This window comes from Streptomyces yangpuensis, from assembly GCF_001005295.1.
In the GTDB taxonomy this organism is placed as follows: domain Bacteria; phylum Actinomycetota; class Actinomycetes; order Streptomycetales; family Streptomycetaceae; genus Streptomyces; species Streptomyces yangpuensis.
This window is the reverse complement of record NZ_LBMK01000007.1, coordinates 266,250-292,393: the sequence shown is the minus strand read 5'-3', so window position 1 is coordinate 292,393 and position 26,144 is coordinate 266,250. Positions and strand designations below refer to the sequence as shown.

The 26,144-nt window shown below is 74.7% G+C and carries 22 protein-coding genes, 1 pseudogene and 1 riboswitch; of the genes and pseudogenes, 10 read left to right on the top strand and 13 right to left on the bottom strand.

Features of this window, described 5'->3' with window-relative positions; genetic code table 11:
• The first annotated feature begins 5 nt into the window (after window positions 1–5).
• The gene (locus AAT21_RS29040) at window positions 6–800 is read left to right on the top strand and encodes a helix-turn-helix domain-containing protein (protein ID WP_046779910.1); all 795 of its coding nucleotides are present in this window, start codon (window positions 6–8) and stop codon (window positions 798–800) included.
• On the opposite strand, the gene AAT21_RS29035 is transcribed toward AAT21_RS29040, so the two are convergent.
• On the bottom strand, window positions 786–1,202 hold the full coding sequence (locus AAT21_RS29035) for a hypothetical protein (protein WP_046779909.1): 417 nt from the start codon (window positions 1,200–1,202) through the stop codon (window positions 786–788). The two genes, AAT21_RS29040 and AAT21_RS29035, sit on opposite strands and share 15 nt — an antisense overlap.
• 258 nt (window positions 1,203–1,460) lie before the next feature.
• Here AAT21_RS29035 and AAT21_RS34750 point away from each other — a divergent pair, with 258 nt between their 5' ends.
• From AAT21_RS34750 to AAT21_RS29020, 3 genes are read left to right on the top strand one after another with little or no spacing between them, the layout of a single operon-like run.
• A complete protein-coding gene (locus AAT21_RS34750) occupies window positions 1,461–2,486 on the top strand; it encodes a hypothetical protein (RefSeq protein ID WP_157879810.1) in 1,026 nt (341 codons plus the stop codon).
• Window positions 2,483–3,121, top strand: a complete 639-nt coding sequence (locus AAT21_RS34745) for a toxin-antitoxin system, toxin component (protein ID WP_157879809.1) — start codon at window positions 2,483–2,485, stop codon at window positions 3,119–3,121. The genes AAT21_RS34750 and AAT21_RS34745 overlap by 4 nt, the downstream gene beginning before the upstream one ends.
• 16 nt (window positions 3,122–3,137) lie before the next feature.
• Complete coding sequence (locus AAT21_RS29020; protein ID WP_157879808.1) at window positions 3,138–4,679, top strand: NAD(P)/FAD-dependent oxidoreductase; 1,542 nt, start codon at window positions 3,138–3,140, stop codon at window positions 4,677–4,679.
• Between the two features lie 203 nt (window positions 4,680–4,882).
• On the opposite strand, the gene AAT21_RS29015 is transcribed toward AAT21_RS29020, so the two are convergent.
• Window positions 4,883–5,728 carry a bifunctional 5,10-methylenetetrahydrofolate dehydrogenase/5,10-methenyltetrahydrofolate cyclohydrolase gene (locus AAT21_RS29015; RefSeq protein WP_046779977.1) on the bottom strand — a complete coding sequence of 282 codons (846 nt, stop codon included), beginning with the start codon at window positions 5,726–5,728 and terminating at the stop codon, window positions 4,883–4,885.
• Between the two features lie 85 nt (window positions 5,729–5,813).
• Window positions 5,814–5,917, bottom strand: a riboswitch (ZMP/ZTP riboswitch).
• Between the two features lie 57 nt (window positions 5,918–5,974).
• On the opposite strand from AAT21_RS29015, the gene AAT21_RS29010 reads away from it, so the two are divergent.
• The 3 genes from AAT21_RS29010 (at window position 5,975) to AAT21_RS29000 (ending at window position 9,079) form a co-directional block, all read left to right on the top strand.
• A complete protein-coding gene (locus AAT21_RS29010; RefSeq protein ID WP_046779908.1) occupies window positions 5,975–6,736 on the top strand; it encodes a methyltransferase domain-containing protein in 762 nt (253 codons plus the stop codon).
• A gap of 215 nt (window positions 6,737–6,951) precedes the next feature.
• Complete coding sequence (locus tag AAT21_RS29005; RefSeq protein ID WP_046779907.1) at window positions 6,952–8,550, top strand: RNA polymerase sigma factor; 1,599 nt, start codon at window positions 6,952–6,954, stop codon at window positions 8,548–8,550.
• Between the two features lie 166 nt (window positions 8,551–8,716).
• Complete coding sequence (locus AAT21_RS29000; protein WP_046779906.1) at window positions 8,717–9,079, top strand: hypothetical protein; 363 nt, start codon at window positions 8,717–8,719, stop codon at window positions 9,077–9,079.
• Window positions 9,080–9,089: 10 nt separating this feature from the next.
• Here the strand turns inward: AAT21_RS29000 and AAT21_RS28995 are convergent, their stop codons facing one another.
• The 5 genes and pseudogenes from AAT21_RS28995 to AAT21_RS28975 all read right to left on the bottom strand — a co-directional run bounded on the left by AAT21_RS28995 (window position 9,090) and on the right by AAT21_RS28975 (window position 16,688).
• The gene (locus AAT21_RS28995) at window positions 9,090–10,910 is read right to left on the bottom strand and encodes a vWA domain-containing protein (RefSeq protein ID WP_046779905.1); all 1,821 of its coding nucleotides are present in this window, start codon (window positions 10,908–10,910) and stop codon (window positions 9,090–9,092) included.
• Window positions 10,907–11,968, bottom strand: coding sequence for an ATP-binding protein (locus AAT21_RS28990; RefSeq protein ID WP_046779904.1), 1,062 nt, complete (start codon window positions 11,966–11,968; stop codon window positions 10,907–10,909). Before AAT21_RS28990 ends, AAT21_RS28995 begins: the two co-directional genes overlap by 4 nt.
• A gap of 136 nt (window positions 11,969–12,104) precedes the next feature.
• On the bottom strand, window positions 12,105–13,478 hold the full coding sequence (locus AAT21_RS28985; protein ID WP_046779903.1) for an amino acid permease: 1,374 nt from the start codon (window positions 13,476–13,478) through the stop codon (window positions 12,105–12,107).
• A 578-nt stretch (window positions 13,479–14,056) separates the two neighbouring features.
• Window positions 14,057–16,093 (bottom strand): annotated as a pseudogene (locus tag AAT21_RS28980) (phage holin family protein); the annotation flags it as partial.
• Between the two features lie 190 nt (window positions 16,094–16,283).
• A complete protein-coding gene (locus tag AAT21_RS28975) occupies window positions 16,284–16,688 on the bottom strand; it encodes a hypothetical protein (protein WP_046779902.1) in 405 nt (134 codons plus the stop codon).
• A gap of 141 nt (window positions 16,689–16,829) precedes the next feature.
• Here AAT21_RS28975 and AAT21_RS28970 point away from each other — a divergent pair, with 141 nt between their 5' ends.
• Entirely contained in the window at window positions 16,830–17,606 is a 777-nt protein-coding gene (locus AAT21_RS28970) for an MBL fold metallo-hydrolase (RefSeq protein WP_046779901.1), read from the top strand.
• Complete coding sequence (locus tag AAT21_RS28965) at window positions 17,603–18,253, top strand: DedA family protein (RefSeq protein WP_046779900.1); 651 nt, start codon at window positions 17,603–17,605, stop codon at window positions 18,251–18,253. Before AAT21_RS28970 ends, AAT21_RS28965 begins: the two co-directional genes overlap by 4 nt.
• Here the strand turns inward: AAT21_RS28965 and AAT21_RS28960 are convergent.
• The 3 genes from AAT21_RS28960 to AAT21_RS28950 form a co-directional block, all read right to left on the bottom strand.
• Window positions 18,250–19,383: an MBL fold metallo-hydrolase gene (locus AAT21_RS28960; RefSeq protein ID WP_079026029.1), complete on the bottom strand. Its 1,134-nt coding sequence runs from the start codon at window positions 19,381–19,383 to the stop codon at window positions 18,250–18,252. The two genes, AAT21_RS28965 and AAT21_RS28960, sit on opposite strands and share 4 nt — an antisense overlap.
• A 115-nt stretch (window positions 19,384–19,498) precedes the next feature.
• Window positions 19,499–20,716 (bottom strand): aminotransferase class I/II-fold pyridoxal phosphate-dependent enzyme, encoded by a 1,218-nt coding sequence (locus AAT21_RS28955; RefSeq protein WP_046779899.1) that lies wholly within the window; start codon window positions 20,714–20,716, stop codon window positions 19,499–19,501.
• Between the two features lie 109 nt (window positions 20,717–20,825).
• On the bottom strand, window positions 20,826–21,416 hold the full coding sequence (locus AAT21_RS28950; protein ID WP_046779898.1) for a TIGR03086 family metal-binding protein: 591 nt from the start codon (window positions 21,414–21,416) through the stop codon (window positions 20,826–20,828).
• A 206-nt stretch (window positions 21,417–21,622) separates the two neighbouring features.
• Between AAT21_RS28950 and AAT21_RS28945 the strand changes: the two genes are divergently transcribed.
• The gene (locus tag AAT21_RS28945; RefSeq protein WP_235439255.1) at window positions 21,623–22,462 is read left to right on the top strand and encodes a methyltransferase domain-containing protein; all 840 of its coding nucleotides are present in this window, start codon (window positions 21,623–21,625) and stop codon (window positions 22,460–22,462) included.
• Between the two features lie 36 nt (window positions 22,463–22,498).
• Here AAT21_RS28945 and AAT21_RS28940 read toward each other — a convergent pair whose 3' ends face one another.
• The 3 genes from AAT21_RS28940 to AAT21_RS39395 are packed head-to-tail and all read right to left on the bottom strand — an operon-like array spanning window position 22,499 to window position 25,948.
• Entirely contained in the window at window positions 22,499–24,469 is a 1,971-nt protein-coding gene (locus tag AAT21_RS28940; RefSeq protein WP_046779973.1) for a DUF5107 domain-containing protein, read from the bottom strand.
• Between the two features lie 58 nt (window positions 24,470–24,527).
• Window positions 24,528–25,433: an arginase family protein gene (locus AAT21_RS28935; protein WP_046779897.1), complete on the bottom strand. Its 906-nt coding sequence runs from the start codon at window positions 25,431–25,433 to the stop codon at window positions 24,528–24,530.
• Window positions 25,316–25,948 carry a GNAT family N-acetyltransferase gene (locus AAT21_RS39395; RefSeq protein ID WP_235439254.1) on the bottom strand — a complete coding sequence of 211 codons (633 nt, stop codon included), beginning with the start codon at window positions 25,946–25,948 and terminating at the stop codon, window positions 25,316–25,318. The genes AAT21_RS28935 and AAT21_RS39395 overlap by 118 nt, the downstream gene beginning before the upstream one ends.
• Window positions 25,949–26,144 lie beyond the last annotated feature (196 nt).

The window sequence follows — 26,144 nt, the reverse complement described above, 5'->3', positions numbered from 1 at the left end:
GGGCCATGACCACCTCCACGCCCACGGTCGGCGCCCTGCTCCGCACATGGCGGGAGCGGCGCGGCATCAGCCAGCTGGAGCTGGCGGGCCGCGCCGACTCCTCCTCCCGGCACATCAGCTTCATCGAGACCGGACGGTCCCGGCCGAGCGAGGAGATGGTGCTGCGGCTCGCAGACCGTCTCGACGTCCCCGTCCGGGAGCGCAACTCCCTTCTTCTGGCGGCGGGTTATGCCCCGCGCTACGCGCAGACCGCGCTGGACGACCCGTCGATGGAGACCCTGCGCGAGGGCATCGAACGGCTGCTGACCGGCTACGAGCCCTATCCGGCGCTGGTGGTGGACGCCACGTACGACGTCGTCGCAGCCAACCGGGGCATCGTGATGCTGCTCGACGGTCTGCCGGAGCACCTGCTGGCGCCGCCGCTGAACGCGATGCGGATCACCCTGCACCCCGAGGGTCTCGCCCCGAGGATCCGCAACCTCGCCCAGTGGCGGGGGCACCTGCTCGCCCAGATGGAACGCCAGATCGCGCTGGCCCGGTCCGAGCCGCTCCGCGCACTGTACGAGGAGGTCTCCTCCTACCCGGTGGCCCCGCGCGCCGGGGACGGCGAGCGGCGCGAACCGGTCCCGTACATCGCGCTCCCGCTGGTCATCGAGCACGACGGCCACCTGCTGTCCTTCGTCTCGTCCATCGCGACCTTCAACACGCCGATGGACGTGACCGTCGCCGAGCTGGCCATCGAGACGATGCTCCCGGCCGACCCGGCGACGGTGAAGTACCTGCGCTCACTCGGCGACTGAGCGCAGGGCGAGCTGCTGGAGCACGGCGAAGCCGGCGACGGTGAGGGCCTGCACCGGGATCCACACGGTCCCGGCGACGGTCGGCGAGAACCAGACGACGAGGGCCACCAGGCTGAGCGCGGCCCAGGCGTAGTTGGTCTCGACCACGGCCTTCACGGCGAGCGCCGGGGGCCGGCGGCGCGAGGCCAGCGCACCGACGGCGGCGCCGTAGAGCACGAGCAGGACGCCGAGGGCCAGGAGCAGTTCCTGCCCGACCCCGAGCAGCCGCCCCAGGGGGGCGGAGAAGGCGACGTAGGCGAGGCCGTTGCCGGTGGTGACGACGGAGTCGAGGGCGAGGAAGCGGCGCAGCGCGAGCTGCGGGACGGCGGTACGGGCGAAACCGGCGAGCAGGGTCGCGGACATGGGGACTCAGCCTCCGTCGAGGTCGAACGGCCAGGTGGGAGCCGGGCCCCGGAACCGAGTGCGCGGCCCCGGAACCCGGTGCCCCCACTGTGCCGCGCCCCCTCACGCAGGGTCGATTACCTGCGAGGTCATGCCAACGGTTTTTGAGGCGGGCGGCAGGAAACATTGGGGTTCGCGTGGTTCGGCCGGGAGTGGGGGGCTAGGCTTCACGCAGCCCGATCCACTCGAACGCCTTGTCGACATATGGAGATTCCGCCGGTGCGAGCCGCCGCCCGACCCGACCTCCCCGCGATCTGGCGGCGTGTCGCGGCCCTCGCGGAGCGGTGCGGCCGGGACCCGGCCGAGGTGCTGGCGGTGGGGCGGCTGAGCCATCTGTCCGGGGTCGAACCCCACCGCATCCCGCGGGTGGTGGCGGGTACGTCCGCCGAGGTGCCGCTGGAACGGCGCGTGCACCAGCGGTTCCGGCTGCTGCGCGCGACCCGCCGCGACAAACACGGCCGGGAATGGCCGCTCGCCGCCATCGCCCACGACTTCGGCGCCCCCGGGGCCTCCCTGGGCCCGCTCAACGCGGGCACCGGGCTGCCGCGGATGGGGCACGCGGCCGGCGTGCAGCGGTTCTTCGGCGTCTACGCGGGCTTCCTGCTGGCCGACAGCAAGAGCGCGGTGGAGCGGGCGCTCGCCCTGTCCGTCACCACGGTCTCGGACGGCCGCGACGACCTGGAGCACCTCTCGTACCTGACCGGAATCAGTCCTCAGGCCGTCCGGCAGACCCTCGACGGCCGGCCGCCCCGGCTCCCCCTGAAGGAGCAGGTGCACCAGCGGTTCGAGCACCTGCGGCGCACCCGGCCGCGCCAGGACGGCCAGGCCCACTCGCTGACGGCCATAGCCAGGTCCTTCGACGCGTCGGGGCAGTCGCTGACCCGCCTCGCCCAGGGTGAGGGCATGCCGAACCTGGCCGCGGCCGCCGGGATCCAGCGCTTCTACGGTGTCGACGGCGGTTTCCTGCTCGCCGACGACACCGAGGCGCTGGCCACGGCTCTCGCCCTGATCGAGGGCGAACTGGAGTGCGTGGCACGGGAGCGGGAGAACCCGATGCTGGCCGTGCTGCGTGCGCACGACGTACGGAGCATCGTCACGCGGGCCGGCCGGCTGTCGCCCCAGGGCTGGAAGTCGCTGGCCGACCACTTGGACGACCTCCTCGCGCGCGAGGGGCAGCTCGGAGTTCCGGGCACGAAGGGCGGGGCGCAGGACGAGGGCGCCGCCGCCGGGGGAGAAGCACCATGAGGACCACACGGGCCATGCGCCGGCTGGGCTCCGACCTGCTGGAGGGCGCACGCCTGACGCCGCCGGCCGATGCCGCGGAGATCATCGGGGCGCTGTGCGCCGCCTACGCCGAACGGCGCGACGGAGAGTGGAGGGTGGACTTCCACTTCGCCTCCTTCCCGCCCGACACCGCGAGCGGGCTGTGGCTGGAACTGGACGACGCCGACCTGATCGTCGTCGAGGAGCACACCCGGCCGGAACACCAGCGCGTCATCGCGTGCCACGAGCTGTGGCACCTGGACGAGGGGACCTGCGACAGCGTCGGTCCGGGCATGCCGGCGGCCGCCCGGCCGGCGGGACAGGCCCGCCCCGGCCGCCTCGCCGGACTGCTCGCCTCCGGCACCGGGCTGGAGGCGGTCGTACGGCAGGCCGCCGCACGCGCCGACCAGGGGGACCCGGCGGAGATCCGCGCCGAAACCTTCGGCCTGCACCTCGGCACCATCCTGCGCACCTGCCTGCCGTCGCCCCGGGAGCAGTACCCCGAGGCGATCGAGCGCATCACGTCCTCACTCGGCTGGGGAAGCCCCGTGCCACGCCGTGACCAGCACCAGCCAGTCGCCGCATCCCTCACGCCGATGCCCTCAGCACGGCCCTGACAGAGAGCCCGCCACGATGAACCAGTCCTCCCCGCGCCGCCACGCCGTCGTCATAGGCGGCAGCCTGGCCGGCCTCCTCGCGGCCGCTGTCCTCGCCGAGCACGCCACGGTCACCGTCATCGACGCCGACCCGCTGCCCGAGGGGCCGGCCCCGCGCCGCGGACTCCCCCAGGCCCGGCACACCCATCTGCTGTGGTCGGGTGGCGCCCGGGCCATCGAGAAGATCCTGCCCGGCATCACCGACGACTGGACGAAGGCCGGCGCCATCCGCCGCAGCCTGCCCACCGACCTGGTCACCAAGACCGCCCAGGGCTGGATCCCGCGCTGCGGCGAGAAGCAGTTCAACATCTCCTGCAGCCGCGACCTCCTCGACTCCGTGGTCCGCTCCCGCGTCACCTGCCTGCCCGGGGTGACCACCCTCCAGCGGAGCCGGGTCCGCGGCCTGGAGGGCACGGCGGCCCGGGTCACCGGCGTCCGCGTCGACACCCCCGAGGAGCAGGAGCGGCTGGTGACGGCGGACCTCGTGGTCGACGCCAGCGGCCGCGGCTCACGGGCCCGGACCTGGCTCCAGGCGCTCGGCGTGAGCGGCATCCGGCAGGCCGAGGTCGACTCCGGTCTCGTCTACGCGACCCGGATCTTCGAGGCACCCCCCGGCGCGCACGAGATGGGCTTCCCCATCGTCAACGTGCAGTCCGACCCCCGGGTGCCCGTGCCCGGGCAGACCGCCACGATCGTGCCCATCGAGAACGGCCGGTGGCAGGCCACCCTGTCCGGCACCCGCGGCGGCCAGCCCACCGGCGACCCCGACGCGTTCATCCCCTTCGCCAAGTCCGTCCGCGACCCGATCGTCGGCGAGCTCCTGGAGCACCGCAAGCCGCTCACGGACGTCGCCGTCACCCAGGGCACCGCCAACCGCCGGGTCTACTTCGAGAAGGCCGAGCTGCCCGACGGCTTCTTCGCCGTCGGCGACTCCGTGGCCACCTTCAACCCGCTGTACGGGCAGGGGATGACCGTCGCCGCCCAGGGCCTGCTCGCCGTACGCACCCTGCTGCGGGACAAGGGCCTGGCCCATCCCGGGATCGGCCGGGAGGCGCAGCGCGTCATCGCGCCCCAGGTCGCCACCGCCTGGGAACTCGCCACCTCGCAGGACATCCTCTACCCGGGCGCCACCGGCATGAAGCCGCGCGCCGGCACCAACGTGCTCAACGGCTACGTCAACCGCCTGATGACGGGAGCCACCACGGACGAGGCGCTCACCGCCGCCCTGTTCAACGTCCTCACCATGAGCGTCGAGCCCACCCACTGGCTGCGCCCGTCGGTGGTCTGGCATGTGATGCGAGCCTCCGACCGGGGCGCGCTGAAGGCGCCGCCGCTCACCGCCGCGGAGCGGGCCGTCGCGGGGCTCGACCCGGCACCCGGCACGCGCAGCGGCAGCGGCTCCGGCTCCGGGGGCAGCGGCAGTGGATCCGGCTCCGGGGGCGGCACCGGCAGCGCCGCCCCCACCGGCCCGGCGACCGATCCGGTCGGCCCGGCCGACCCCGTCGGACAGGCCCGATGAGCGGCGGAACGCCGCCGCGCGGGGGCCGGGCCGGCTCCTGCCGCGCCGGCCGGGCCGTACCGGCTGGGGCGGCGCCCGCTGACCGACCTGGCCCATACCCGGAGCGGGGCCCGGCCCCGGTGGTGGCCTGAGAGTGGTGGCCCGAGAAACGCGCGGCGCCCCGGACCGGGGTCCGGGGCGCCGGGTGTTCCGGGCGGGGCGGCTCAGAGGTCCGCGAGGTCCAGCCCGGCCTGCGCGGCCGCGGCCCGCACCGTCTGCTCCAGCAGGACGGCGATGGTCATCGGGCCGACACCGCCCGGCACGGGCGTGATCAGCGAGGCACGGGCCGCCGCCGACTCGAAGTGGACGTCGCCGACGTTGCCCTCGTTGTAGCCGGCGTCCAGGACCACCGCGCCGGGCTTGATGTCCTCGCCCCGGATGAACTCGGCCTTGCCGACGGCGGCGACCAGTACGTCCGCCTGGCGCACGATCGAGGGGAGGTCCTGCGTGCGGGAGTGGCAGTAGGTGACGGTGGCGTTCTGCTCCAGCAGCAGCATGCCGGCCGGCTTGCCGAGGATGGCGCTGCGGCCGACGACCACGGCGTGCTTGCCGGTCAGGTCCACGTCGTACTCGGCGAGCAGCCGCATGATGCCGCCCGGGGTGCAGGAGACGAAGCCCGGCAGGCCGAAGCCCATGGCCGCGAAGGAGTGCATGGTGACGCCGTCGACGTCCTTGCCGGGGGCGATGGCCTCGAAGGCGGCGCGCTCGTCGATGTGGTGCGGGACGGGGTGCTGGAGCAGGATGCCGCTGATCTCCGGGTCCTCGGAGAGGGCCGTGATCGCCGCGACCAGCTCCTCCGTGGTGGTCGAGGCCGGCAGCTCAACGTGGCGGGAGGTGATCCCGGCCTTCGCGCAGCGGTTCTGCTTCATGCGGACGTAGGTGACGGAGGCGGGGTCCTCGCCGACCAGCACGGTCGCGAGGCAGGGCGCGGAGCCGGTGCGCTCGGTGATCTTCGCCGCGAGGGCGGCGGTCTGCTCCGAGATGCGGCGGGCGAGGGCGGTGCCGTCCATCAGCCGGGCGGTGCCGGCGGCGGGGGCGGTCTGGGCAGTCGTCACGGGATCTCCTGAACGTCGCTGCGGATCGCGGTCGCGGTTCGCGGTTCGCCCAGGCGCGCGGCAGTCGACGCCACCGGAGGTCCTCGGGTGCGCCGGGCCGCTCCCCGGTGGTGATCCACCCGAACGCCAGTCACGGCCCGCCGACCACTGTAGTCGACCAAATCGGTGGTCGCCCGGCATCCGACCTGCGACGATCGATACATGACGCGTACTTTCGACCATCTTGTCGCCGAGGCCGAGTCCGTCTCCGTGGACGGCTGGGACTTCTCCTGGCTCGACGGCCGGGCCACCGAGCAGCGTCCCTCATGGGGCTACCAGCGCCTGATGGCCGAGCGCCTGGCCCGGGTCCGGTCCGCCCTGGACGTCCAGACCGGCGGCGGCGAGGTCCTCGCCGGGTCCGGGCCCCTGCCGCCCCTGATGGCGGCCACGGAGTCCTGGCCGCCCAACATCGAGCGGGCGACCCGGCTGCTCCACCCGCTGGGCGCGGTGGTGGTCGCGGACTCCGACGAGCCGCCGCTGCCCTTCGGCGACGAGGCCTTCGAGCTGGTGACCAGCCGGCACCCGGTGACCATCTGGTGGGACGAGATCGCCCGGGTGCTGACACCCGGCGGCACGTACCTCTCGCAGCAGGTCGGCCCGTCGAGCGTCTTCGAACTCGTCGAATATTTTCTCGGGCCCCAGCCCGAGGAGGTCCGGCGCGCCCGGCATCCCGACGACGCCGCCGCCGACGCCGCGAAGGCGGGTCTGGAGGTCCTCGACCTGCGCTCGGAACGGCTGCGCACCGAGTTCCACGACATCGGAGCCGTGATCTACTTCCTGCGGAAGGTGATCTGGATGGTGCCCGGCTTCACGGTCGGGCAGTACCGGGACCGCCTGCGCGAGCTCCACGAACGGATCGAGCGCGACGGCCCCTTCGTCGCACATACCGCCCGTTTTCTGATCGAAGCCCGCAAAACGGGCTGACGTGAGGGCCGACGGATCCACGCCCGATCCGGTTGCCCGGTCGGGGCGTGGCGCAGGTCACTCAATTCAGCGCGTAACGAATCGACTCGGGCATGCGATGAACCGACAGGTGTCCTCGCGCGGCCCGGAATACAGACCCCCCTCGGGTCTGTTTCCCGAGTTCGCGCGATGATGTCCCGCCCACCCCTTTGTCTGTTCGCAACGAGAGGCTCCTTGTGTCGCTCAGCCCGTCCCGTACGTTCCCTCCGGAGATCGCCGAATCCGAGGCCCTGGTCGCGCTCGTAGAGCGCGGCCGCGAGCAGGGTCACATCAACGGTGACGACGTGCGCCAGGCCTTCGAGGCCGGCCGCATCCCGGTGGACCAGTGGAAGCGGGTCCTGCGCAGCCTGAACCAGGTCCTCGACGAGGAGGGTGTCGCCCTTCACGTGAGCGCGGCCCCCGCCACCAAGGCTGCCGCGAAGAAGCCCCGCAAGGCTGCCGCCGCCCCCGCCCGTACCGTGGCCAAGAAGGCCGCCGCCGCGCCGCGCCCCATCGGTGCGCGCAAGACCGCGGCCACCGCCGCGGCCACCACCGTCACGTCCACGGCCTCGGCGATATCCGCTCCGTCGGCCGCCGCGGCTGCGGAGGCGGCGGCGCCGGCCGAGGCCGCCGCCGAGCCGAAGAAGCGCACGGTCAAGAAGACCGCCGCCAAGAAGACCGCCGTGAAGAAGACCGCGGCGGCCAAGAAGACCAGCGCCAAGGACGCCGACGAGGGCGAGAACCCGGTCGTCGAGGGCGAGGACTGGGCCGCCGAGGACCTCGTCGACGAGGCCGAGGAGGAGACCCCCAAGGCCGGCGCCCAGGGCTTCGTGCTGTCCGACGAGGACGAGGACGACGCCCCGGCGCAGACGGTCATGGTGGCCGGTGCCACCGCCGACCCGGTCAAGGACTACCTCAAGCTGATCGGCAAGGTGCCGCTCCTCAACGCCGAGCAGGAGGTGGAGCTCGCCAAGCGCATCGAGGCCGGTCTCTTCTCCGAGTACAAGCTCGAAGAGGAGGAGGACCACAAGCCCGCCTTCAAGCGCGAGCTGGAGATCCTCGTCGAGGACGGCCGCCGGGCGAAGAACCACCTGCTGGAGGCCAACCTCCGTCTCGTGGTCTCCCTCGCCAAGCGCTACACCGGCCGTGGCATGCTCTTCCTGGACCTGATCCAGGAGGGCAACGTCGGCCTGATCCGCGCCGTGGAGAAGTTCGACTACACCAAGGGCTTCAAGTTCTCCACGTATGCGACCTGGTGGATCCGGCAGGCGATCACGCGTGCCATGGCCGACCAGTCGCGCACCATCCGCATCCCCGTCCACATGGTCGAGATCATCAACAAGCTCGCCCGCGTGCAGCGCCAGATGCTCCAGGACCTCGGCCGGGAGCCCACTCCGGAGGAGCTGGGCAAGGAGCTCGACATGACCCCCGAGAAGGTCATCGAGGTCCAGAAGTACGGCCGCGAGCCGATCTCCCTGCACACCCCGCTGGGTGAGGAGGGCGACAGCGAGTTCGGTGACCTCATCGAGGACTCCGAGGCGGTCGTGCCGGCGGACGCGGTCTCGTTCACCTTCCTCCAGGAGCAGCTGCAGTCGATCCTGGGCACGCTCTCGGAGCGCGAGGCGGGCGTGGTCTCCATGCGCTACGGCCTCAACGACGGCCAGCCGAAGACCCTCGACGAGATCGGCCGCGTGTACGGGGTCACCCGTGAGCGCATCCGCCAGATCGAGTCGAAGACCATGTCGAAGCTCCGCCACCCGTCGCGCTCGCAGGTCCTGCGCGACTACCTCGACTGATCCAGCCCCCGTACGAAGCCCCCGCACCGCCGCCCGGCGGTGCGGGGGCTTCGTCGTGACGGGCCGCGCTCCCGTCCCGGAGTGCCCGGGCGGCGCGTCGGCGCGACCATGGGCTGACGGGCCGCCTCCGGGGCGGCCTGCCCCCTCCCGACCAGGAGGTCCGCCGATGACCAACCGCCCTGTGCCACCCGCCCCGCAATGGGGGCCACGGCCCGAGGGCCCCTCGGGCGCCTCCGGTCCCACCGCTGCCACCGGCCCCCGCCGGCCGCACCGAGTCTTCTTCTGGGTCTTCCTCGCCGTCCAGGTGTTCTTCCTGATCTGGGTCATCGGGGCGCTGGGCAGCGCCGATGCGGACCCCGAGGCCTGCGCGGAGCTGACGGGGGACGCGCTCCAGATCTGCCGGGATGCCGGCGACGTAGGCACCGCGATCGGCGTCGGGCTACTGATCGCCCTCTGGGCGGCGGTGGACGTCATCCTCGCCACCACCACCTACGGCATCTACCGGCTCGGCCGGAGGCAGCGGTCGTGACGGGCGGGTGTCAGGTCAGGCGGAAGACCGGGCCTTTCGGGGTGAAGGGGAGGGAGGCGCCCTGGGGGATCAGGTAGGCGTGTTCGCGGCGGATGCGCAGGGTGTCGCACCAGCCGTCGGTGATCACCAGGAGCGGCGCCGTCGGCGGGAAGTCCTCGGCCCGCTGGAGCAGGTCGATGCCCGGCTGGAGCTCGGTGCCGCCCCGCCCGCGGACCCGGACCCGGCCGGCGATCTCGGCCGGCGGCACGTAGCCCGCGTCGTACGGCGCCGCGTCGCAGAACACGACACGCGCCGCCGGCACGTCGCGGGCCTCGGCGTACGAGGCGATCGCGCCCAGCGCCTTGCCGAGCAGGGCGGGGTTCATCGACCCCGAGGTGTCCAGGACCACGCCGAAGGTGCAGCGGGCGGTCTCCTCGGGCGGGAAGTAGCGGCCCGCGCGCGGGATGTCCGGGGTCGAGGCCTGGCGGCGCGCCGGGCGGGCGTAGGAGCGTACGGCTTCCGGCCTCGGCACGTACTCGTCGAACCAGCGGGCGAGCCGGGCGTCCCAGGGCACGGGCGGGTGGGCGAGGGCCCGGATCTCCTGGACGAGCCCGGCGGGCAGCAGGCCGCGCCCGCCGCGGACGTGGAGGTCGAAGCCCTGGACGAGGCCGCGCCGGTAGAAGTCGTCGAGGTCCGCGTACGGACGCCCCGCGCCGTGCGCGAGGGGCTCGCCCAGGATGTCCCCGACGCCCTTGCCGCGCAGGGTGGCCAGGCGTCGCATCCGGCGCAGGTCGGTGGTGATCCGGTCGTAGACCTCCTCGACGGAGAGCCCGCGCAGCGCCGGGTCGTGCAGCAGCCCCTCCGGCATGCTGCCGATCCGCATCTCCACCAGCCAGTCGTTGACCACGTAGTCCGCGGCGACGTTGTGCAGGTACGGATCACGGGCACCGCGGCGCTCGCCGTGGCGCAGGGCCGCGTGCAGCATCTCGTGGGCCAGGATGAACCGCCACTCCTCGTCCTCGAAGCTGCGCAGCGGGTTGATGTAGATCTCCCCGGCGGTGGCGCTGACGGCGGCAACGGCGATGTCCTGGGCGCGGGCCAGCTCGGCGTCGGCGACCACGGTCAGGCCGGCGGCGAGCCCGCCGAGCAGCGGGTAGGAGGACACGAACCAGTTCAGGGCCCGGTCCCAGGGACGCTGCTCCACGCGCTCGCCGGTGGTCCGGTCACGGCGGCCGCCGGCCACGTCCATGGCGGCGGAGACGCTGCGGGTCAGGGCGGCGGCGAAGGAGGTCTGCCAGTCGGGGACGGCGGTGCCGCGCCAGGCCCGCCACGTCGTCAGGAGCTGGTCGGGGCCGCGTCCGGCGGTGCCGCAGTGCTCGTACGCGGCGGGGATGCCGTCGCGGCGCCAGCGGGCGGCGAGTTCGTCCTCGTCGCCGCCGGGGTAGGCGGCCGGCAGATGGTCGGGGGCGCGGCCGACCGGGAAGGTCAGCAGGAAGCGGTTGACGACCGCGCAGCGGGCGGCGAGGTCGTAGGGATCCGGCTGGGTGCGGTTCTCGTCCTGGGCGGCGGGGACGTGGCCGAAGCCGAGGTGGAGGAGGGCGTGGGCGATCGTCCACGCCCATGCGCGGGGCTCGGCCCGTCGGGTGGGGTGGGCGTGTACGACGCCGTTGGAGGTGACGGTGGCCAGGCCCTGGGCCGGGGACTGCGGGCAGCCGGCCTCGCGGCAGATCGTGGCGTCGAGGGCGCTGAGGGCCGGGTTCTGCTTGACCAGGGCGAGGCCTTCGGCGAAGGCCTGGGTGGCCGGGTCGGGCTTGGCGGGGGCCTTCGCCCGGGCCTTTCCGCTCCGGCTCACCGGCGGGCCTCGACCAGCCGGGGCATGTCGCGGGCGGCCTCGATCAGGAACCAGCCGGGCAGCACGGGCAGGCCGTCGGCGTCGTCGGCGATGACGGTCTGGGCGACCTCGACGGAGATCTCGGCGAGCTGGACCAGGAGCGACTTGAAGCGGTGGGTGTGCTGGCGCAGGGCGGGCGAGACGTGTTCCTTCTGCGCCGGGAGTTCCTTGAGCAGGCGGCCCCGGAACGCCTCCGCGAGGTAGTAGAGCAGGTCGCGGTCCTGGAGCCGGGCGGGCCAGGAGGCGTCGCCCTTCAGGATGGCCTCGATACCGAAGGTGTGGCGGACGATCTTGGCGTAGCCGCAGAAGGAGACGGCGTGCGCGGGGGTGAGCGTGCCGTGCGCGACGACCTTGAGGGTCTGCTCGTCCAGTTCCGCGCCGAAGGAGTGCAGGGCGTCGGAGAGCATGTGCCAGGAGCGCGGGGTGGAGAAGGGCTCCTCGGTCTTCGGCGGCTGCGACCAGAGGTGGTCGGGGCGGTCGGTGAGGTAGTCGGTGACCCACGGGTGGATGCCGTGCTCGCCGGCCCACACCAGCCAGTCCTGCGCGGACGCCTGGAGGTGGACGTGGGTGAGGCGGTTGACCAGGGCGGAGGCGATGGGCCGGGCCAGCGCGTTGTCCGTGGCGCGGTTGCCGGCGCCGATGACGATGGACCCGGCGGGCAGCTCGTAGGAGCCGATCCGGCGGTCGAGGATCAGCGAGTAGAAGGCCTTCTGCACGTCCGGGCTCGCCGCGTTGAGCTCGTCGAGGAAGAGGCAGTACGGCTCGTCGCGGGCGATGGCCTCGGGCGGGCAGAAGACGGAGCGGCCGTCACGGATCTGCGGTACGCCGATCAGGTCCTCGGGGGCGAGCTGGGTGCCGAGAAGGCTGACGCACTCCAGGCCCAGGGAGTCGGCGAACTTCCTTACGAGCGAGGACTTCCCGATACCGGGCGCCCCCCACAGGAAAACGGGCCGCACGGTGGCGAGGCCGAGCAGCAGTTCGGGGATCTGGGCGGGGGTGACGGTTACGGCAGCCTGCACGGGCGGGAACGTCCTTAAGGCGGTGCGGTGTGTGGTGCGGCCAGTGTGGCCGCACCACACACCGCCCGGCATCCGGTTTTCCCGCCGGGCCGGGCCCGGCGCCCGTCCCACCCGTCCTGCCGTACCGCCCCGCGGGTCAGCCGGCCGAGCGCTGCCTGCGGGCCGCCATGACGGCGTAGACGGCGACGCCCGCGAAGAGGAAGAGCACGCCCTGGTAGACGGCGGCGTATCCGGAGCCGGCCACCAGCCACATGGAGAAGCCGAAGGCCAGGACGGCGAGGGCGCCGTCGCGGACCAGGCGTCCCCGCCGGACGCGCTCGCCCTGGCCGGAGAGCAGGAAGTAGATCTGCGCGGCGGTGGAGAGCAGGTAGGGGACGGTCGCGGTGAAGGTGGTGACGAGGACCAGGATCTCGAAGACGCCCTCGGAGCCGGCCGTGTAGTTGTAGACGGTCAGGGCGGAGGCCAGGGAGGTCGTGACGACGACGCCGACCACCGGGACACCGCGCTGCTTCTTCTCGAAGGCCCGCGGGAAGAGCCCGTCCTTGGCGGCGGCGTACGGGGTCTGGGCGCTGAGCAGGGTCCAGCCGTTGAGGGCGCCGGCCATCGAGATCACGGCGGCGCAGGCGACGAGCGTGCCGCCCCAGGTGCCGCCGAACATGGCGTTGACGGCGTCGGTGAAGGGGGCTTCGGAGGTGACGAGCTTCTCGTGGGCGACGAGACCGAAGACGGAGAGGGTGCCGAGCAGGTAGACGACGGCAGCACCGGCGGTGCCGAGGATCGTGGCGCGGCCGACGTTGCGGGCGGGGTCGCGGACCTCCCCGGCGCTGACGGCGGCCGATTCCACGCCGAGGTAGCTGAAGAGGAGGATGGCCGCGGAGGCGGAGAGCGCGCCGGCGGGGCTCTGGCCGGTGGCCTGGAACGGGCCGAGGTTGGCCGGGTCGAAGAAGAACAGGCCGCCCACGGCGACCAGCAGCAGCGGGGCGAACTTCAGCACGGTGGCGACGAGTTGGACGGCGCCGACGTAGCGGGTGCCGGCCAGGTTGGCGAGCGCCGGGAGCCACTGCATGGCCAGGGCCGCCAGGCACATGGACCACTTGTGCTCACCGATGGCGGGGAAGAGGACGGAGAGGTAGCCGACCGACGCGACGGCCAGGGCCGCGTTCGACACCCAGGAGGTTATCCAGTAGCTCCAGGCGGCGAGGAAGCCGGCGAAGTCGCCGAAGGCGGCTCGGGCGTAGACGTACGGACCGCCGGTCTGCGGGTGCCGGTGGGCGAGGCGGCCGAAGACGAGCGCGAGGGCGATGGCTCCGAGGGTGAGGACCGCGAAGGCGACGAGGCTGATGGTGCCGAAAGGGGCGACGGAGGCGGGGAGGAGGAAGATTCCGCCGCCGATGATGTTGCCCATGACCAGACAGGTCGCGATGGGCAGGCCGAAGCGTCGGGCATGGGGGTCGCGGCCCTGCTCGGGGGGTGCGGTGGTCTCTGCGGGCAGGGCTGCGGTGCTGGTCATCGGTGGTGCGCCTCGGGTCGTCTCACATGGTGGGCGGGTCGACACATGGTCGGCCACTGTGCGGGACGCACCAAATCAGTGGGTTTCGTCCCGCGCGGGCAGGCCATCGGAAGGAAGGATTCCGCCGATGGGGCCTTCCGGCGATGAATCCTCCGGCGCCCCACGCGGGACCTGCGCCCCCGGCCCACCGGCGGGGCCCGCGGGCGGCCACCCGCCCGGAGCCGCCAAGCCGTCCCCGGGCGGGCCCGNCCGGCGGGGCCCGCGGGCGGCCACCCGCCCGGAGCCGCCAAGCCGTCCCCGGGCGGGCCCGCCCCTCGGGCCCCGGCTCCGGCGCCGCAGCCGCCGGGCTCCGGGCCGAGGCACCTGCGTCCGGCCGCGGGCTCCCGGGCAGGCCCGCCACCGGGCGCGTCCATCAGCCCGGCCCCGGGCCCGGGCCCGGCCGCAGGCCGTTCTCCCGGACCCCCGACACCGGCCCCGGGCCCGGGCCCCCGGGCGGGCCCGGTACGCGGCCGGTCCGGGGCCTCGCCGATCGCCGCGACCGGCGCCGCGGGCTCGGGCGCGGGCCCGGCCACGGGCTCCGGCACGGGCCGGTCCGCAGGCTCGGGCCCGGACTCCGGCACAGGCCGGTCCGCGGGCTCGGGCAGCGGGATCTGGGGGCCGTCCGTTTCGGCCAGCCAGCGTCGTAGGACGCCGTGCACCGCCTCCGCCCCGGTCAGGTCCTCGCCCGGGTCCGACAGGTCCGTGGGCCAGAGCAGGAAGGGGCGGGACTGCTCTCCGCCCAGGCCGCCGTGCGAGCCGATCTGCTCCTCGAAGGCGTGCACCGCGCCCGTGTCCGGGTCGTACGCCGAGTTGACCATGATGTCGGCCACGTGCGGGAAGGAGTCGGTCCGGCGGACGGCCGCGGCCGCGCCCGGGCCGAAGGCCGCGAGCAGTTCCTCCGCCTCACCCGGCACGTCCAGCCGGGCCTCGGCGCCGCCCGGGCCCAGCACCACCCCGTCCACCAGCAGGAAGCCCACACCCGGATGGTTCGCCAGGGTCGCCAGCAGCGCGGGGTGCGCACGCTCGATGCGGGCCCGGGAGGCCCGGCCGGGCATGTCCGGGAAGGAGATCAGCGCGAGGTTGCCGGAGGCCAGCACCACCGGGTCGGAACCCGGCCCCGGCAGCGCCTCCTCGTCCTCCTCCACCGGCCGGTGCAGGGCCGCGAGCACCGCCGCGCGGGCCTCGGCCCCGCTGCGGGTACCACCCGCCCTGCGGGACACGGGCAGTCCGCAGCCCGCCCGCACCAGGTCCTTGAGGGTCAGCCCGTACCGGGCCAGGAAGGTCTCCCCCGGGCTCTGCCCGTGGTCGGAGAGCAGCACGATCCGGTACGGGCGGGGTGCGTGCTCGGCGACCCGGGCGATCAGCGCGAGGCTGCGGTCGAGGCGTTCCAGCACCTGGTCGGTGTCCCGGCCGCGCGGCCCCGAGTGGTGCGCGACCTCGTCGTAGGCGACGAGGTCGGCATAGACGACGGTGCGTCCCGCGAGCATGTCGCCGATCACGGCCGCCACGACCACGTCCCGTTCGACGACGGTCGCGAAGGCCCGGATCAGCGGATACAGCCCGCCGCGCGAGACCCGGGGCCGGTCCCCGCGGATCCGCGCCCGCAGCGACTGGACGATCTCGCGGACCGTGTCGGCGACGAAGGACAGGGCCGTGCGGACGGCGTTGGCCGGGTCGGAGAAGTAGGCGAAGTAGCCGGCGCGGGACCGATTGGCCCGGCCGCGCCGCGCCGAGACCGACAGCACGAGCGCCAGCTGGTCCGCGCCGCCGCTGAAGAGGTTGCCCCGGCTGGCGCCGTCGAGCGTGAGCAGCCCGCCGTCACCGGTGCGCGCGACGGCCCGCCGCTGGAGTTCCGCGGCGCTGGTCGGCCGGTTGCAGACCATCACCTCGCCGGTGTCCTTCTCGTACCAGCGGAAGGCGGGCACGTCGAAGGCGGAGCCGTGCAGGATGCCGAGCTGGCTGGCGCCGGTCTGGCTCGACCAGTCCGTACGCCAGGAGGTGACGCGGTGGCCGCCCTCCAGCCAGCCGGCGACGGTGGGCATCAGCGCGCTGTCGCAGGCATCGCGCAGCACCTCGTAGCCGACCCCGTCGAGCTGGATGACCACCAGCCCGGGCGCGGCCGCCCCGGTCCGGTCCGCCGCCCCGCGGCCCTGCCGTCGCCGTCGGCGGCGGTCGGCCAGCCGGTAGAGCCTGCGCCGGTAGGCCTCGTCGTCGCGCACCGCGAGGGCGGTGGAGGTCGCGGAGGCCACCGCGGACATCACGGCGGCCACCACGACCGCGGTCTCGGGGGCGGCCTCGCCCCGCCCGTCGGGGATCAGCCGGAGCGCGAGCAGCAGGAGCGAGCCGTTCAGGAAGAAGACGAGCAGCCCGAGCACGAGGGCGGGCACGAGCAGCAAGGCCCGTACGAGCACCGGCCAGACCACGGCGCTCAGCACGGCGAAGGCTCCGGCACCCCAGGCCGCCGTCAGGCCGATCCGGGTGATGCTGTCGCCGTCGTCGGACTGCAGCCGGAAGTCCGGGAGGATCCCGGCCAGGGCGAGCATCGTGAGGGTGGACACCGCCCAGACGAGGACCACCCGCACCAGGGTGTTACCCGTGCTCCGCCACCGTCGTCGCCGCACCGTGCCACCCCCTGGGTCGTCTCCCGCCTCCAGGCTCGCACAGCACGGGCGGCCCGGCCGGGCGACGGCCTACGGGGCGGGCAGGAGTGGGGCCGAGGGGTGCGGGGCGGGGCCGGGGGCGCGCCGGGGGCGTGGCGGCCCGCCGTCAGGTGCCGTCGTAGCCGGCGGTCGGCATGGACAGCCGCCGGTGGACCTCGGCCTTCATCGCGGAGGTGTACCGGGGCTCTTCACCCCCGGCGGTCTCCAGGCGTACACCGCGCCGCTCGCACTCGGCGGTGAACTCCTCGACGCAGTGCAGCGCCCGGGCCAGCACCCGGTGGTTGGCGGCGACGAACAGGTCGACCCGCCCGGTGGATATCTCGGACCAGAACCCGCAATGGTCCGCGCGCATCCCGTAGACCAGCAGCTGCTTGGTCACGACAAAGCCGCGGTCGGCGGCCCAGCGCGCGCACACGGCCTGCTGGCCGCGGGTGTCCACGGCGAAGGGGTCGGCGTCCAGGTCTTCGAGCGGGGCCAGGCTGGCGATCGCGGCCACGCGCAACTCTTCCATGCCGCCGGACCCTACTCCGATCCGCCGCCCGAGAGGAGGGGCTGCCCGGTTCTGGTTCCCGCGCGGTGGCGGAAGCCGTCGGCCCGGCATGATGGGTAGGACACCCCGAGGCTGGCGGTACGGCGAGGGAGGGAGTGCCTGGTGCCGGTGGACATCACCTGGTGGGGCCATGCGACGTGCACCGTCGAGGATTCCGGGGTGCGGCTGCTGACGGACCCGTTGTTCGCGCGGCGGCTCGCGCACCTGCGGCGGCGCCGCGGGGCGCTCCCACCGCCCGAGGCGGCGGTGGCCGACGTGGTGCTGGTGTCCCACCTGCACGCGGACCATCTGCACCTGCCGTCGCTGGGGCGGCTCGCGCCCGGGACCCGGCTCGTGGTGCCGCGCGGGGCGCGGCGGGCGGTGCCGGGTCTGGCCCGGCTGGCCGGGCTGCGCGGGCTGGTGGTGACGGAGACCGCGCTGGGCGAGGAGGTCCGCGTGGCGGACGGGGTACGGGTCCGGGCGGTCAGCGCCCGGCACGACGGGCGGCGGCTGCCGTTCGGACCGCACCTGGCGCCGGCGCTCGGCTATGTGGTCCTGGGCGCCGCGCGGACGTACTTCGCGGGGGACACCGGGCTGTTCGACACGATGGCCGAGGAGGTGGGGCCGGTGGACGTGGCGCTGCTGCCGGTGGGCGGCTGGGGTCCGTACCTGGGGCCCGGGCACCTGGACGCCGCGCGGGCGGCGCGGGCGGTGGCGCGGCTGGCGCCGGCGGCTGCGGTGCCGGTCCACTACGGGACGTACTGGCCGGTGGGACTGGACGCGGTGCGGCCGCACGAGTTCCACGCGCCGGGCGAGGAGTTCGAGCGCCATGCGCGGCAGCAGGCGCCGAAGGTGACCGTGCGGGTACCGGGGCACGGTGAGCGGGTGCGGCTGCCGTGACGCTGCGCGACCTCACCGCGGTGGCCGTGGCGGCGGCAGCGGCGGGGGCCGGTCAGGTGCCGCCGGAGACCACCCAGCGGGCGGTGGGCTACCCGGCGTTGTTCGTGCTGGTGGCCGTGGGTGCGCTGGTCCCGGTGATTCCCACGGGGGCGCTGGTGAGTTCGGCGGCGGTGGTGGCCTTCCATCACCAGTCGCCGCCGTACGGGGTGTCGCTCGTGGTCGCCGTGTCGGCGCTGGCGGCCTTCACCGGGGACCTGGCGCTGTACTGGCTCGGTCAGCGCGGGGTGCGGTCGCGCAACGGCTCGCGCCGGCTGGAGGGGCTGCGCGCCCGGGCCACGCCCGAGCGGCTGGAGCAGGCGCAGACCAAGCTGGACGAACACGGGGTCATGGTGCTGGTGCTCTCCCGGCTGGTCCCGGCGGGCCGGATCCCGGTGATGCTGGCCTGCCTGCTGGCGGAGCTGCCGCTGCGCCGGTTCGCCCGCGGCGACGGTCCCGCGTGCCTGGCCTGGGCGGCCACGTACGGGCTGATCGGCATCCTGGGCGGCTCGCTCTTCTCGGAGCCGTGGAAGGGCGTGGCCGTGGCGGTCGCCCTGACCCTGCTGATCAGCGCGGCCCCGGCGATCTGGCGCCGCCTGCGGCGTACCTAGACCGTTCCCCGCTCGTCCGGGGTGAGCGCCCCGGCAGGGTCCGGGGCCGGGCCCGGGGCCGGGGCGGGCGCGGGCAGGGTGCGCGAGGCTCCGACCGGGAGGTCCCAGAGGTCTTCGCGGGGCAGCGCCGCCCGCGACCAGGCGGCCAGGGTGCGGTGCAGGGGCTCCATGACCGGTTCGGCGGAGAGCACGAAGGCGGCCCAGTGCATGGGGGCCATCCGCCGGGCTCCGAGGTCGAGGCAGGCCTGGACGGCTTCCTCCGGGTCGGCGTGGACGTCGCCCAGCCACCAGCGCGGGGCGTAGGCGCCGACGGGCAGGAGCGCGAGGTCGATCCCGGGGTGGCGGCGGCCGATCTCACGGAACCACCGGCCGTAGCCCGTGTCCCCCGCGAAGTACACCTTCCTCGGGACCGGGCTCAGGGTGTCGGTGAGGATCCAGCCGCCCCACAGGGACCGGCAGGTGTCGGTCAGGGACCGCTTCGACCAGTGGTGGGCGGGGACGAACTCGAAGCGTACGCCGCCCAGTTCGGCCGCCTCCCACCAGTCGAGGTCGGTGACCGTGGTGAAGCCGCGGCGGCGGAACCAGCCCGCGAGGCCCGCCGGGACGAAGAGAGCGGTGTCCCGGGGCAGCCGCCTGAGGGTGGGGGCGTCGAGGTGGTCGTAGTGGTTGTGGCTGATCACGACCGCGTCCACCGGCGGCAGGTCCTCCCAGCGCACCCCCACAGGCGTCATCCGGGCCGGGGTGCCGAGGATCCGGCGGGACCAGACCGGGTCGGTGAGCACGGTCAGCCCGCCGGTCCGCAGGACCCAGCTGGCATGCCCGGCCCAGGTGACGGACACCTCGCCGGCAGCGGTCACGGGCAGCGGCCCCGGCGCGTACGGCAGGTCGGGGATGCCCCGCAGCCCTTCGGGTCCGGGCCGGAAGGCGCCCTCGCGGGCGAGCCGGGCGAAGGCCCGGACGCCGGGGAGTGGGGTGGTCAGCCGGTCGGCGAACGAGCGGGGCCAGCGGCGGTGCGCGCCGAGCGGCCGCAGGGCGGACGGGTGCGGCGCCGCCCGGGTGACGGCCGGGCGGACGGCCTCCGCGGCGGGGGCGGCCGGGGCGGCGGGGGCTGAGTCCGTCCGGTCCCTCATCGAGAAGTCTCCGTTCACCTGGGTCGCGGGGGCCGGACGGGCCCGGTACGGTCCGTCCGGGAGGAGCGGAAGGAGCGGAAGGGCCGGCCCGGGAGACAAGCAGCAGGCCGCGAGGTCAGGCCAGCCCGGCGAGGACCGATCCGAGGAGGTCCAGGGCGCTCCGCACGTGCGGCAGTTCGAGGGGATCGCGGGCGGTGAGCGCGGCCAGCCGTTCCTCGGGGGTGGCGCCGAGCAGCGGCCCGGTGGACAACCGGACTCGCAGTGCGCCCAGTTCGTCCGCGAACCGCTGTCCGCCCGGGGTGGGCGTGCCGAGCCGGACGCCGAGCCAGTCCTCCAGTTCCATGGCGTCGCCGACCCCGTGCCGGGCGAGCCCGGACCGCAGCGGGCCCAGGTCGGCGTAGAGGTGCCGCCCGGCCTGCGGGGGCCGGGCCAGGGCGCCGGCCGCGCGGATCTCGCGGTGTGCGGCGGCGGCCACCAGGCCGTGCAGGCGGGCGGCCGCGCGGGCGCGCGCGGCGACGGCGTCGGGTTCGTCGAGGGCGTGCGCAGCCGCCCCGGCGACGGGCCCGGCGACCATCGCCCCGGTGGCGGTCAGGACGTCGAGCGTGTGGGCGCGCAGCCGGGCCCCGTCCGGGGTGTCGGGGAACCGGACCACGGCGGCGGGCCAGCCGGCGGGCAGCAGCGCGCCGGAGAGGTCGACGAGGACCGCCGTCCGTTCGGGCAGCATCTCGGCGGGGCTCAGGACGAGGTCGTCGTGGGGCCGGTGGACGGTGTCGCGCCAGCTCTCGTCGCTGACGACGAACAGCCCGGTGCTCTGGGCGGCCTCGCACGCCTCGCGCAGCAGCTCCGGCGGGGGCACGGTCGCGGTCGGGTCGTCGGCCACCGACAGCAGCAGCACCCGCGGGTCGCCGCCCTCGGCGCGTACCCGCCGTACGGTCTCCAGCAGGGCGTAGGGGTCCGGTACGCCGCCGCACTCGGCCGGGGTGGGCACGTGGTAGGCGCGCCGCCCGAGCAGCCTGACCTGCGGGGTCCACCAGGCGGGGCAGGGCCGGGGCAGCATCACGTCGCCCCCGTGGGCCCCGAGGAGGGCCAGGAGCAGCGCCGGGGCGCCGGGGCCGGCCGCCACGTGCTCGGGGGAGGTGGCCAGCCCGCGCCGGCTCCAGTGCCGGCAGGCGGCCTCACGCAGGGAGGCGCCGCCGCCGGGGGACTGGGGGGAGGAGCGTCCGGCGGCCGCGCCGAGGACGGAGACCAGCTCGGAGAGCACGGGCAGGCCCGGCTGCGGCGCGGGCGGTCCGTAGCGGACGGGGCCGCGGCCCTCCGCCGTCGTGCGCTGCATCCCCGCCACCGCTGCCCGCCTTCCGCGTCCGTCGCGCCGCACTCCGCCGACCCTGACCTTTATACGATTGTTTGGCCACGCATGCCCGTTATCGACTGCCGACTGCCGGTCATCCGGTCTCCCCGTCCCAGCCCTTGCGCCCGACCATCGCGAGCAGCCGGGTCTGTGCGTCCGCGCCCGCAGGGACCTCGACCGGCTCGGCGTACATGCCGCTCGCAGCCAGCGCGTCGGCGTACGGCATGACCTCCTTGATCGAGAACTCGACGAGGGTGCCGGGCAGCCGGTCGTCGACCCCGATGCCGCGGCAGAGGTCCCAGGTGTGCACGACGCAGTCGGCGGTCAGCTCCGAGCAGTACGCGGAGCCGCGCGCGGGCCCGTAGGAGAGCTGCACGGTCCGCTCCAGCGCGCCGGACGCGGCGAAGGCGGCGTGCGCGGCGCCCGAGGCCCTGTCCCACGCCGCGACCGGGTCGTCGCCCAGCACGTCCCCGGAGAAGGCGTCGCCGAGCTCCTCGACGGTGCGGCCCTCGGTGATCAGGGGCGGGATCCACAGCTGCTCCCCGGTGACGTGGTTGACCAGGTCCCGCACGGTCCACTCCGTGCACGGGGTGGGCGCGCCCCACTGGTCGTCCTTGATGTCGCGCACCCGCTCACCGAAGAGCCGCAGCGCCTCGGCATGCCGTTCGAGCAGCGCGTCGGACATGACTCCCACCGTCCTCCACCAGGGGCGACTTCCGGGCGACCTCCCCCTGGAGCCACTCTCCTCGCACCCGGCCGACCGTGCCACCGACCCGGCCGGCCTCTCTGGCAGGCACGGGGGATGTCCACATGTCAATACGCATATCTCAGATGCCGAACTGATCCTTTACGGTGGTGGCAACGTTTCGACGACGAGGGGCAGGTACCGCCATGGTCGCCACGAACGACATGAACGCCGCCAGGGAGACCGCCGTCTACACGCACGGCCACCACGAGTCGGTGCTGCGCTCGCACCGCTGGCGCACGGCCGAGAACTCCGCCGCGTACCTGATCGGCGAACTCCGCCCCGGGCTGGCGGTGCTGGACGTCGGCTGCGGCCCGGGCACCATCACGGCGGACCTGGCGGAGCTGGTCGCACCGGGCGGCCGGGTCACCGCCGTCGACGCCGCCGAGGGCGTCCTGGCGCAGGCCCGGGCCCACGTGGCGGAACGCGGCCTGGACGGCGCCGTGTCCTTCGCCGTCGCGGACGTGCACGCGCTGGACTTCCCGGACGACTCCTTCGACGTGGTCCACGCCCACCAGGTGCTGCAGCACGTCGGGGATCCGGTACGGGCGCTGCGCGAGATGCGGCGGGTGTGCCGGCCGGGCGGGGTCGTCGCCGCGCGCGACGCGGACTACGCGGCGATGACGTGGTATCCGGCGACGCCGGGCCTGGACGGGTGGCTGGACCTGTACCGGCGGGTGGCCCGAGCCAACGGCGGCGAGCCGGACGCGGGCCGCCACCTGCGGGCCTGGGCCCGGCAGGCCGGTTTCACCGATGTGACCTCCTCGGCCACGGCCTGGTGCTTCGCCACCCCGGAGGAGACGGCGTGGTGGTCCGCCCTGTGGGCCGACCGGACCACGGCCTCCGCCTACGCCGACGTCGCCGTCCGCGGCGGCCACGCCACGCCCGACGACCTGACGGCCGCCGCCGCGGCCTGGCACACCTGGAACGCCTCCCCGGACGCCTGGTTCACGGTCCTGAACGCCGAAATCCTCTGCCGCGCCTGACCCGCGAGCGCCTCCCCGCCGGCGCCTCCCCAGGGATCAGGAGGTGGCCGGCCGCATGCGGAAGTCGTAGGAGGGCGGCAGGGGGCAGTCGGTGAGGGCGGACCACAGGTCGGACAGGGTTTCCTCGCCCTCCCGCAGGTCGGGGAGTTCGAAGCCGTCCTCGAAGAGCCGGCGGGCCGCCCGCACATGGCCCTCCGCCGCGAGCAGCCGGGCCGCCAGCAACCGGAAGCGGCCCTGCTCGCGCAGGGCCGGCCGGAGCCGGTCCCAGAGGGCGCGGGCCTGCGGCAGCCGGCCCGCCGCCAGGAGCGCGGCCATCGCTTCCCGGCCCAGCGCCGACTCCGCCGCCGTCCACGGACCGTCCCCGCGGCTCTCCGCGGCCAGGTCCTCGAAGGCCGCCGCGAAGCCGTCGGCGGCCCGCGCCGCGTCGCCCGCCAGCGCGTCCGCCACCGCCAGACAGCGCAGCAGCGGCCACTGCGAGGGGGCGAGCGCCAGCCCGCGCTCCCAGCTCCGCACCGCCTGGGCGGTGTCCCCCGCGTGCCACTGGGCCACTCCCAGGTGGTACTCCGTCAGCGGGTCCGCGGGGGCCGTCTCCAGCATGTCCCGCCAGTGCGCGGCGACCAGACTCGGGCCCGGCGGCACTGCCCGGCGCGGCGCGGGCAGGACGCCCGTGCGCCACAGTTCCAGCCACGGCTCCTGCTCCTCGCCCAGCGTGGACTCCTCGAAGGGCGTACCCGGCAGCCGGTGCCCCGCGCACAGCACCTCCAGCGCTCCCCAGCCCGAGCCGGCCGCCAGCCGCTCCCCCGGTTCGGTGTCGGCGCAGCCGCGCCACGCCTCGTACGCCGCGTCCACCCGCTCCCGGGGCAGTACGGCGTCCAGTGCGTCCTGGGCGGCGCCGCGGGCCGCCGCCCAGTCCGCGCCGTGCACCGCCGACGGCTCGGCCGCCAGCGGCCCGTACGCCTCCAGCCAGCTGAACTCGGCCCCGCCCTCCAGCCGGACGTGTTCCAGCTGGGTCCGGGCCAGCCCGGCCTGGATCTCGGCGTAGCCGCCTGTGCCCGGCTCGGTCAGCCATTCCTGCCAGCGCCGCCCGCCACCGCCCGCGCCCCATACGAACAGCTTGCGCCCCCGCAGCCGTGCCGTGGAGGTCTGCACGAGGCCCTCCCCGGCGGCGTCCAGGGAGGCGATCCAGGGCCGGTCCCCGTCCCGGACCTCGTAGAAGAAGTCGGCCGGATACTGGCTGCGCAGCGGGTACGTACGGTCCGCGGCCTCCCACTCCGGCACGGGGACGCGGCGCAGCGAGCGCTCGTAGCCGAAGTGCCAGGCCTCGTCGGCGGGGGCCAGGACACGGCTGCCGGTGTCCTCGGGGACGGCGATGCTGGACCACCAGTACACGGGCGCGGGCCGCTCGTGCGGGTTGCGCACGCGGACGCCGACGTACAGGAACGCCGAGTCCTCCGGCAGCCACAGGTCCACCTGGAACGGCAGGTCGCGCAGCCGCTCCCACTCCCACAGCCGGACCATCACGCCGCCGTCCGGAGCCGGGGCCGGCGCGGCGTGCAGCGGGGCGCAGGAGAGGGTGGTGTGGCCGGTCGCGCCGGTGTTCCATTCGATGCCGCCGGAGAACCAGGCGCCGTTCAACGCGAAGTTGGCGGGCTGGAACACCGGGTTGCGGTAGAGCAGTTCGCGCCCGGTCGGCAGGTGGACCAGCGAGTGGATCCGCCCGCCCAGGCCCGGCAGCACGGTGACCCGCAGGTGCTCGTTCTCCATGACGACGGCCTCGAACTCCCGCTCCGCGCGCTCCCGCCCGTACCCGTCACGGATGCGGACGGGCAGCAGCGAGCGCAGCGGCTCGTACCCGATCTGCCGGACCATGTCGCGCGGCAGGCCGTCGAGGGAACGCTCGTCCAGGACGTGCACGCCCTCGGGCGCGCGCAGGGCGGGCAGCGGGTTGTCGGAGCCCAACGGGGCTGCGGGGAGGGTCAGTACGGCGCGTCGGACGGTGGTGGCCATGAGGAAATGGAACACGCCACGGCGGCCGGTGCACAGGGGTTCCGCGGATCACCACCGGTCAGGATGACGCAAAGGCACCCGCCACCAGGTCCGCGAGCAGCGCACCCGCACGGCCGTCCGGGTCGAGGTCCGGATCGTAGATGGTGACGTTCAGCCCGACGCACCGCGGTGACCCCACCAGGACGGCCAGCAGGTCGGCGACCTCCTGCGGCAGCAGGCCCCCGGGGTCGGGGCTGTCCACGGCCGGCATCACCTCCGGGTCGAGCACGTCGGCGTCCAGATGGACCCAGAACCCGTCGGTGACGGGCGGGTGCAGGCCGTCCAGCGCCGACCGCGCCACGGTCGCGGCGCCCCGGCGGCGGATCTCGCCGACGGTGGCGGCGAAGATCCCGGCCTCCGCCAGCTCCCGCAGGTCCGCGTCCCCGTCGCGCATCCCGAACAGCCGGACGTCCTCGTCGCGCAGGTACGGCGCGAGGCCCTCCAGATCGCTGAGCGAGGCCTGCCCGCGGCCGGTGGCCAGGGCCAGTTCCTCACCGCCCGCGGCCCCGACGGGTCCGTTGACGGCGGTGTTGCCGGGGTGGCGGAAGTCGGCGGAGCCGTCGACGGCGGCGAGGCCGTAGCGGCCGGTCCGGCGCATGGCGAGGGAGGCGCCGAGCTGGATGGAGCAGTCCCCGCCGAGGACGACGGGGAACTCCCCCGCCCGCAGGTGGCGTTCGATCCGGTCGGCGAGGGTGACGGTGTAGGCGGCGAGCGCGTCGGCGTTGAAGACGCCGTCGCCCTCCACCCAGTCCCCGCGGTCGTAGCGGGGCGGGACCACGACGCCTCCCTCGCGCGCCCCGAGCCTGCTCAGCAGGCCCTGCTCGCGCAGGGCGCCCGCGAGCTTGTAGACACCGGGGACGGCCCCGGGCGCGGGCGGCCGCAGACCGAGGTTGGACGGGGCATCGAGCAGTACCAGGGTGCGCATCCCCTCATCCTGCGCGATCCGGCGCCGCGGTGGTGGCGATTGTTCGCCGTGTGTGCGGGGAGCGGCAGGGTGCGGGCCCGGTGGCCGGCCGGGCCGGCGGTGGCCGGCCGGCGGTCCGTGGGGCGCCTCGCCCACGCGCTGCGGGTGGGGGCGAAGGCGTGGTCGAGGACCAGGCCGAGGGCTTCGCGCAGGAGGCCCCGGCCCGCGGCGTGCGCGAAGGCCCCGTAGCCGAGGGCCCCGCACCGGAAGGCGCCCCGCACGATGTTGTTGACGTTGACGAAACCGGCCAGGGCTCCGGTGCCGAGCTCGCACACGAGGAACCCGGCGCGGGCGTCGCCCTCGGTCAGCCGGGCCGCGTAGGCCTCGTACTCCTCGATGGTGGCGGGCGGGAACAGCCAGGGGCGGTGGAGGTCCCGGCTCTCGCGCACGCGCGCGGTGAACTCGGGCCCGTCGGCGATCCGGTAGGACCGCAGGCCGCCGCGCTCGCCCTCCCCGACGTAGCTGTAAAGGGTCATCGCCCCAGGCTAGGGGGTGTGTTGTCGGCCGGGCCGGATCAGGGAGCGGGTTCTGGTGCCGTGGATCGCAAGGCGGACGAGGGAGGCGACGCGGAGCGTCGTCGACCGAGGACAACGCGGCGAGGCGCGGTGCCAGAACCCGCGAGCCCGGCACGGCCGGCAACACACCCCCTGGGGTGTGTGACACGATCAAGCT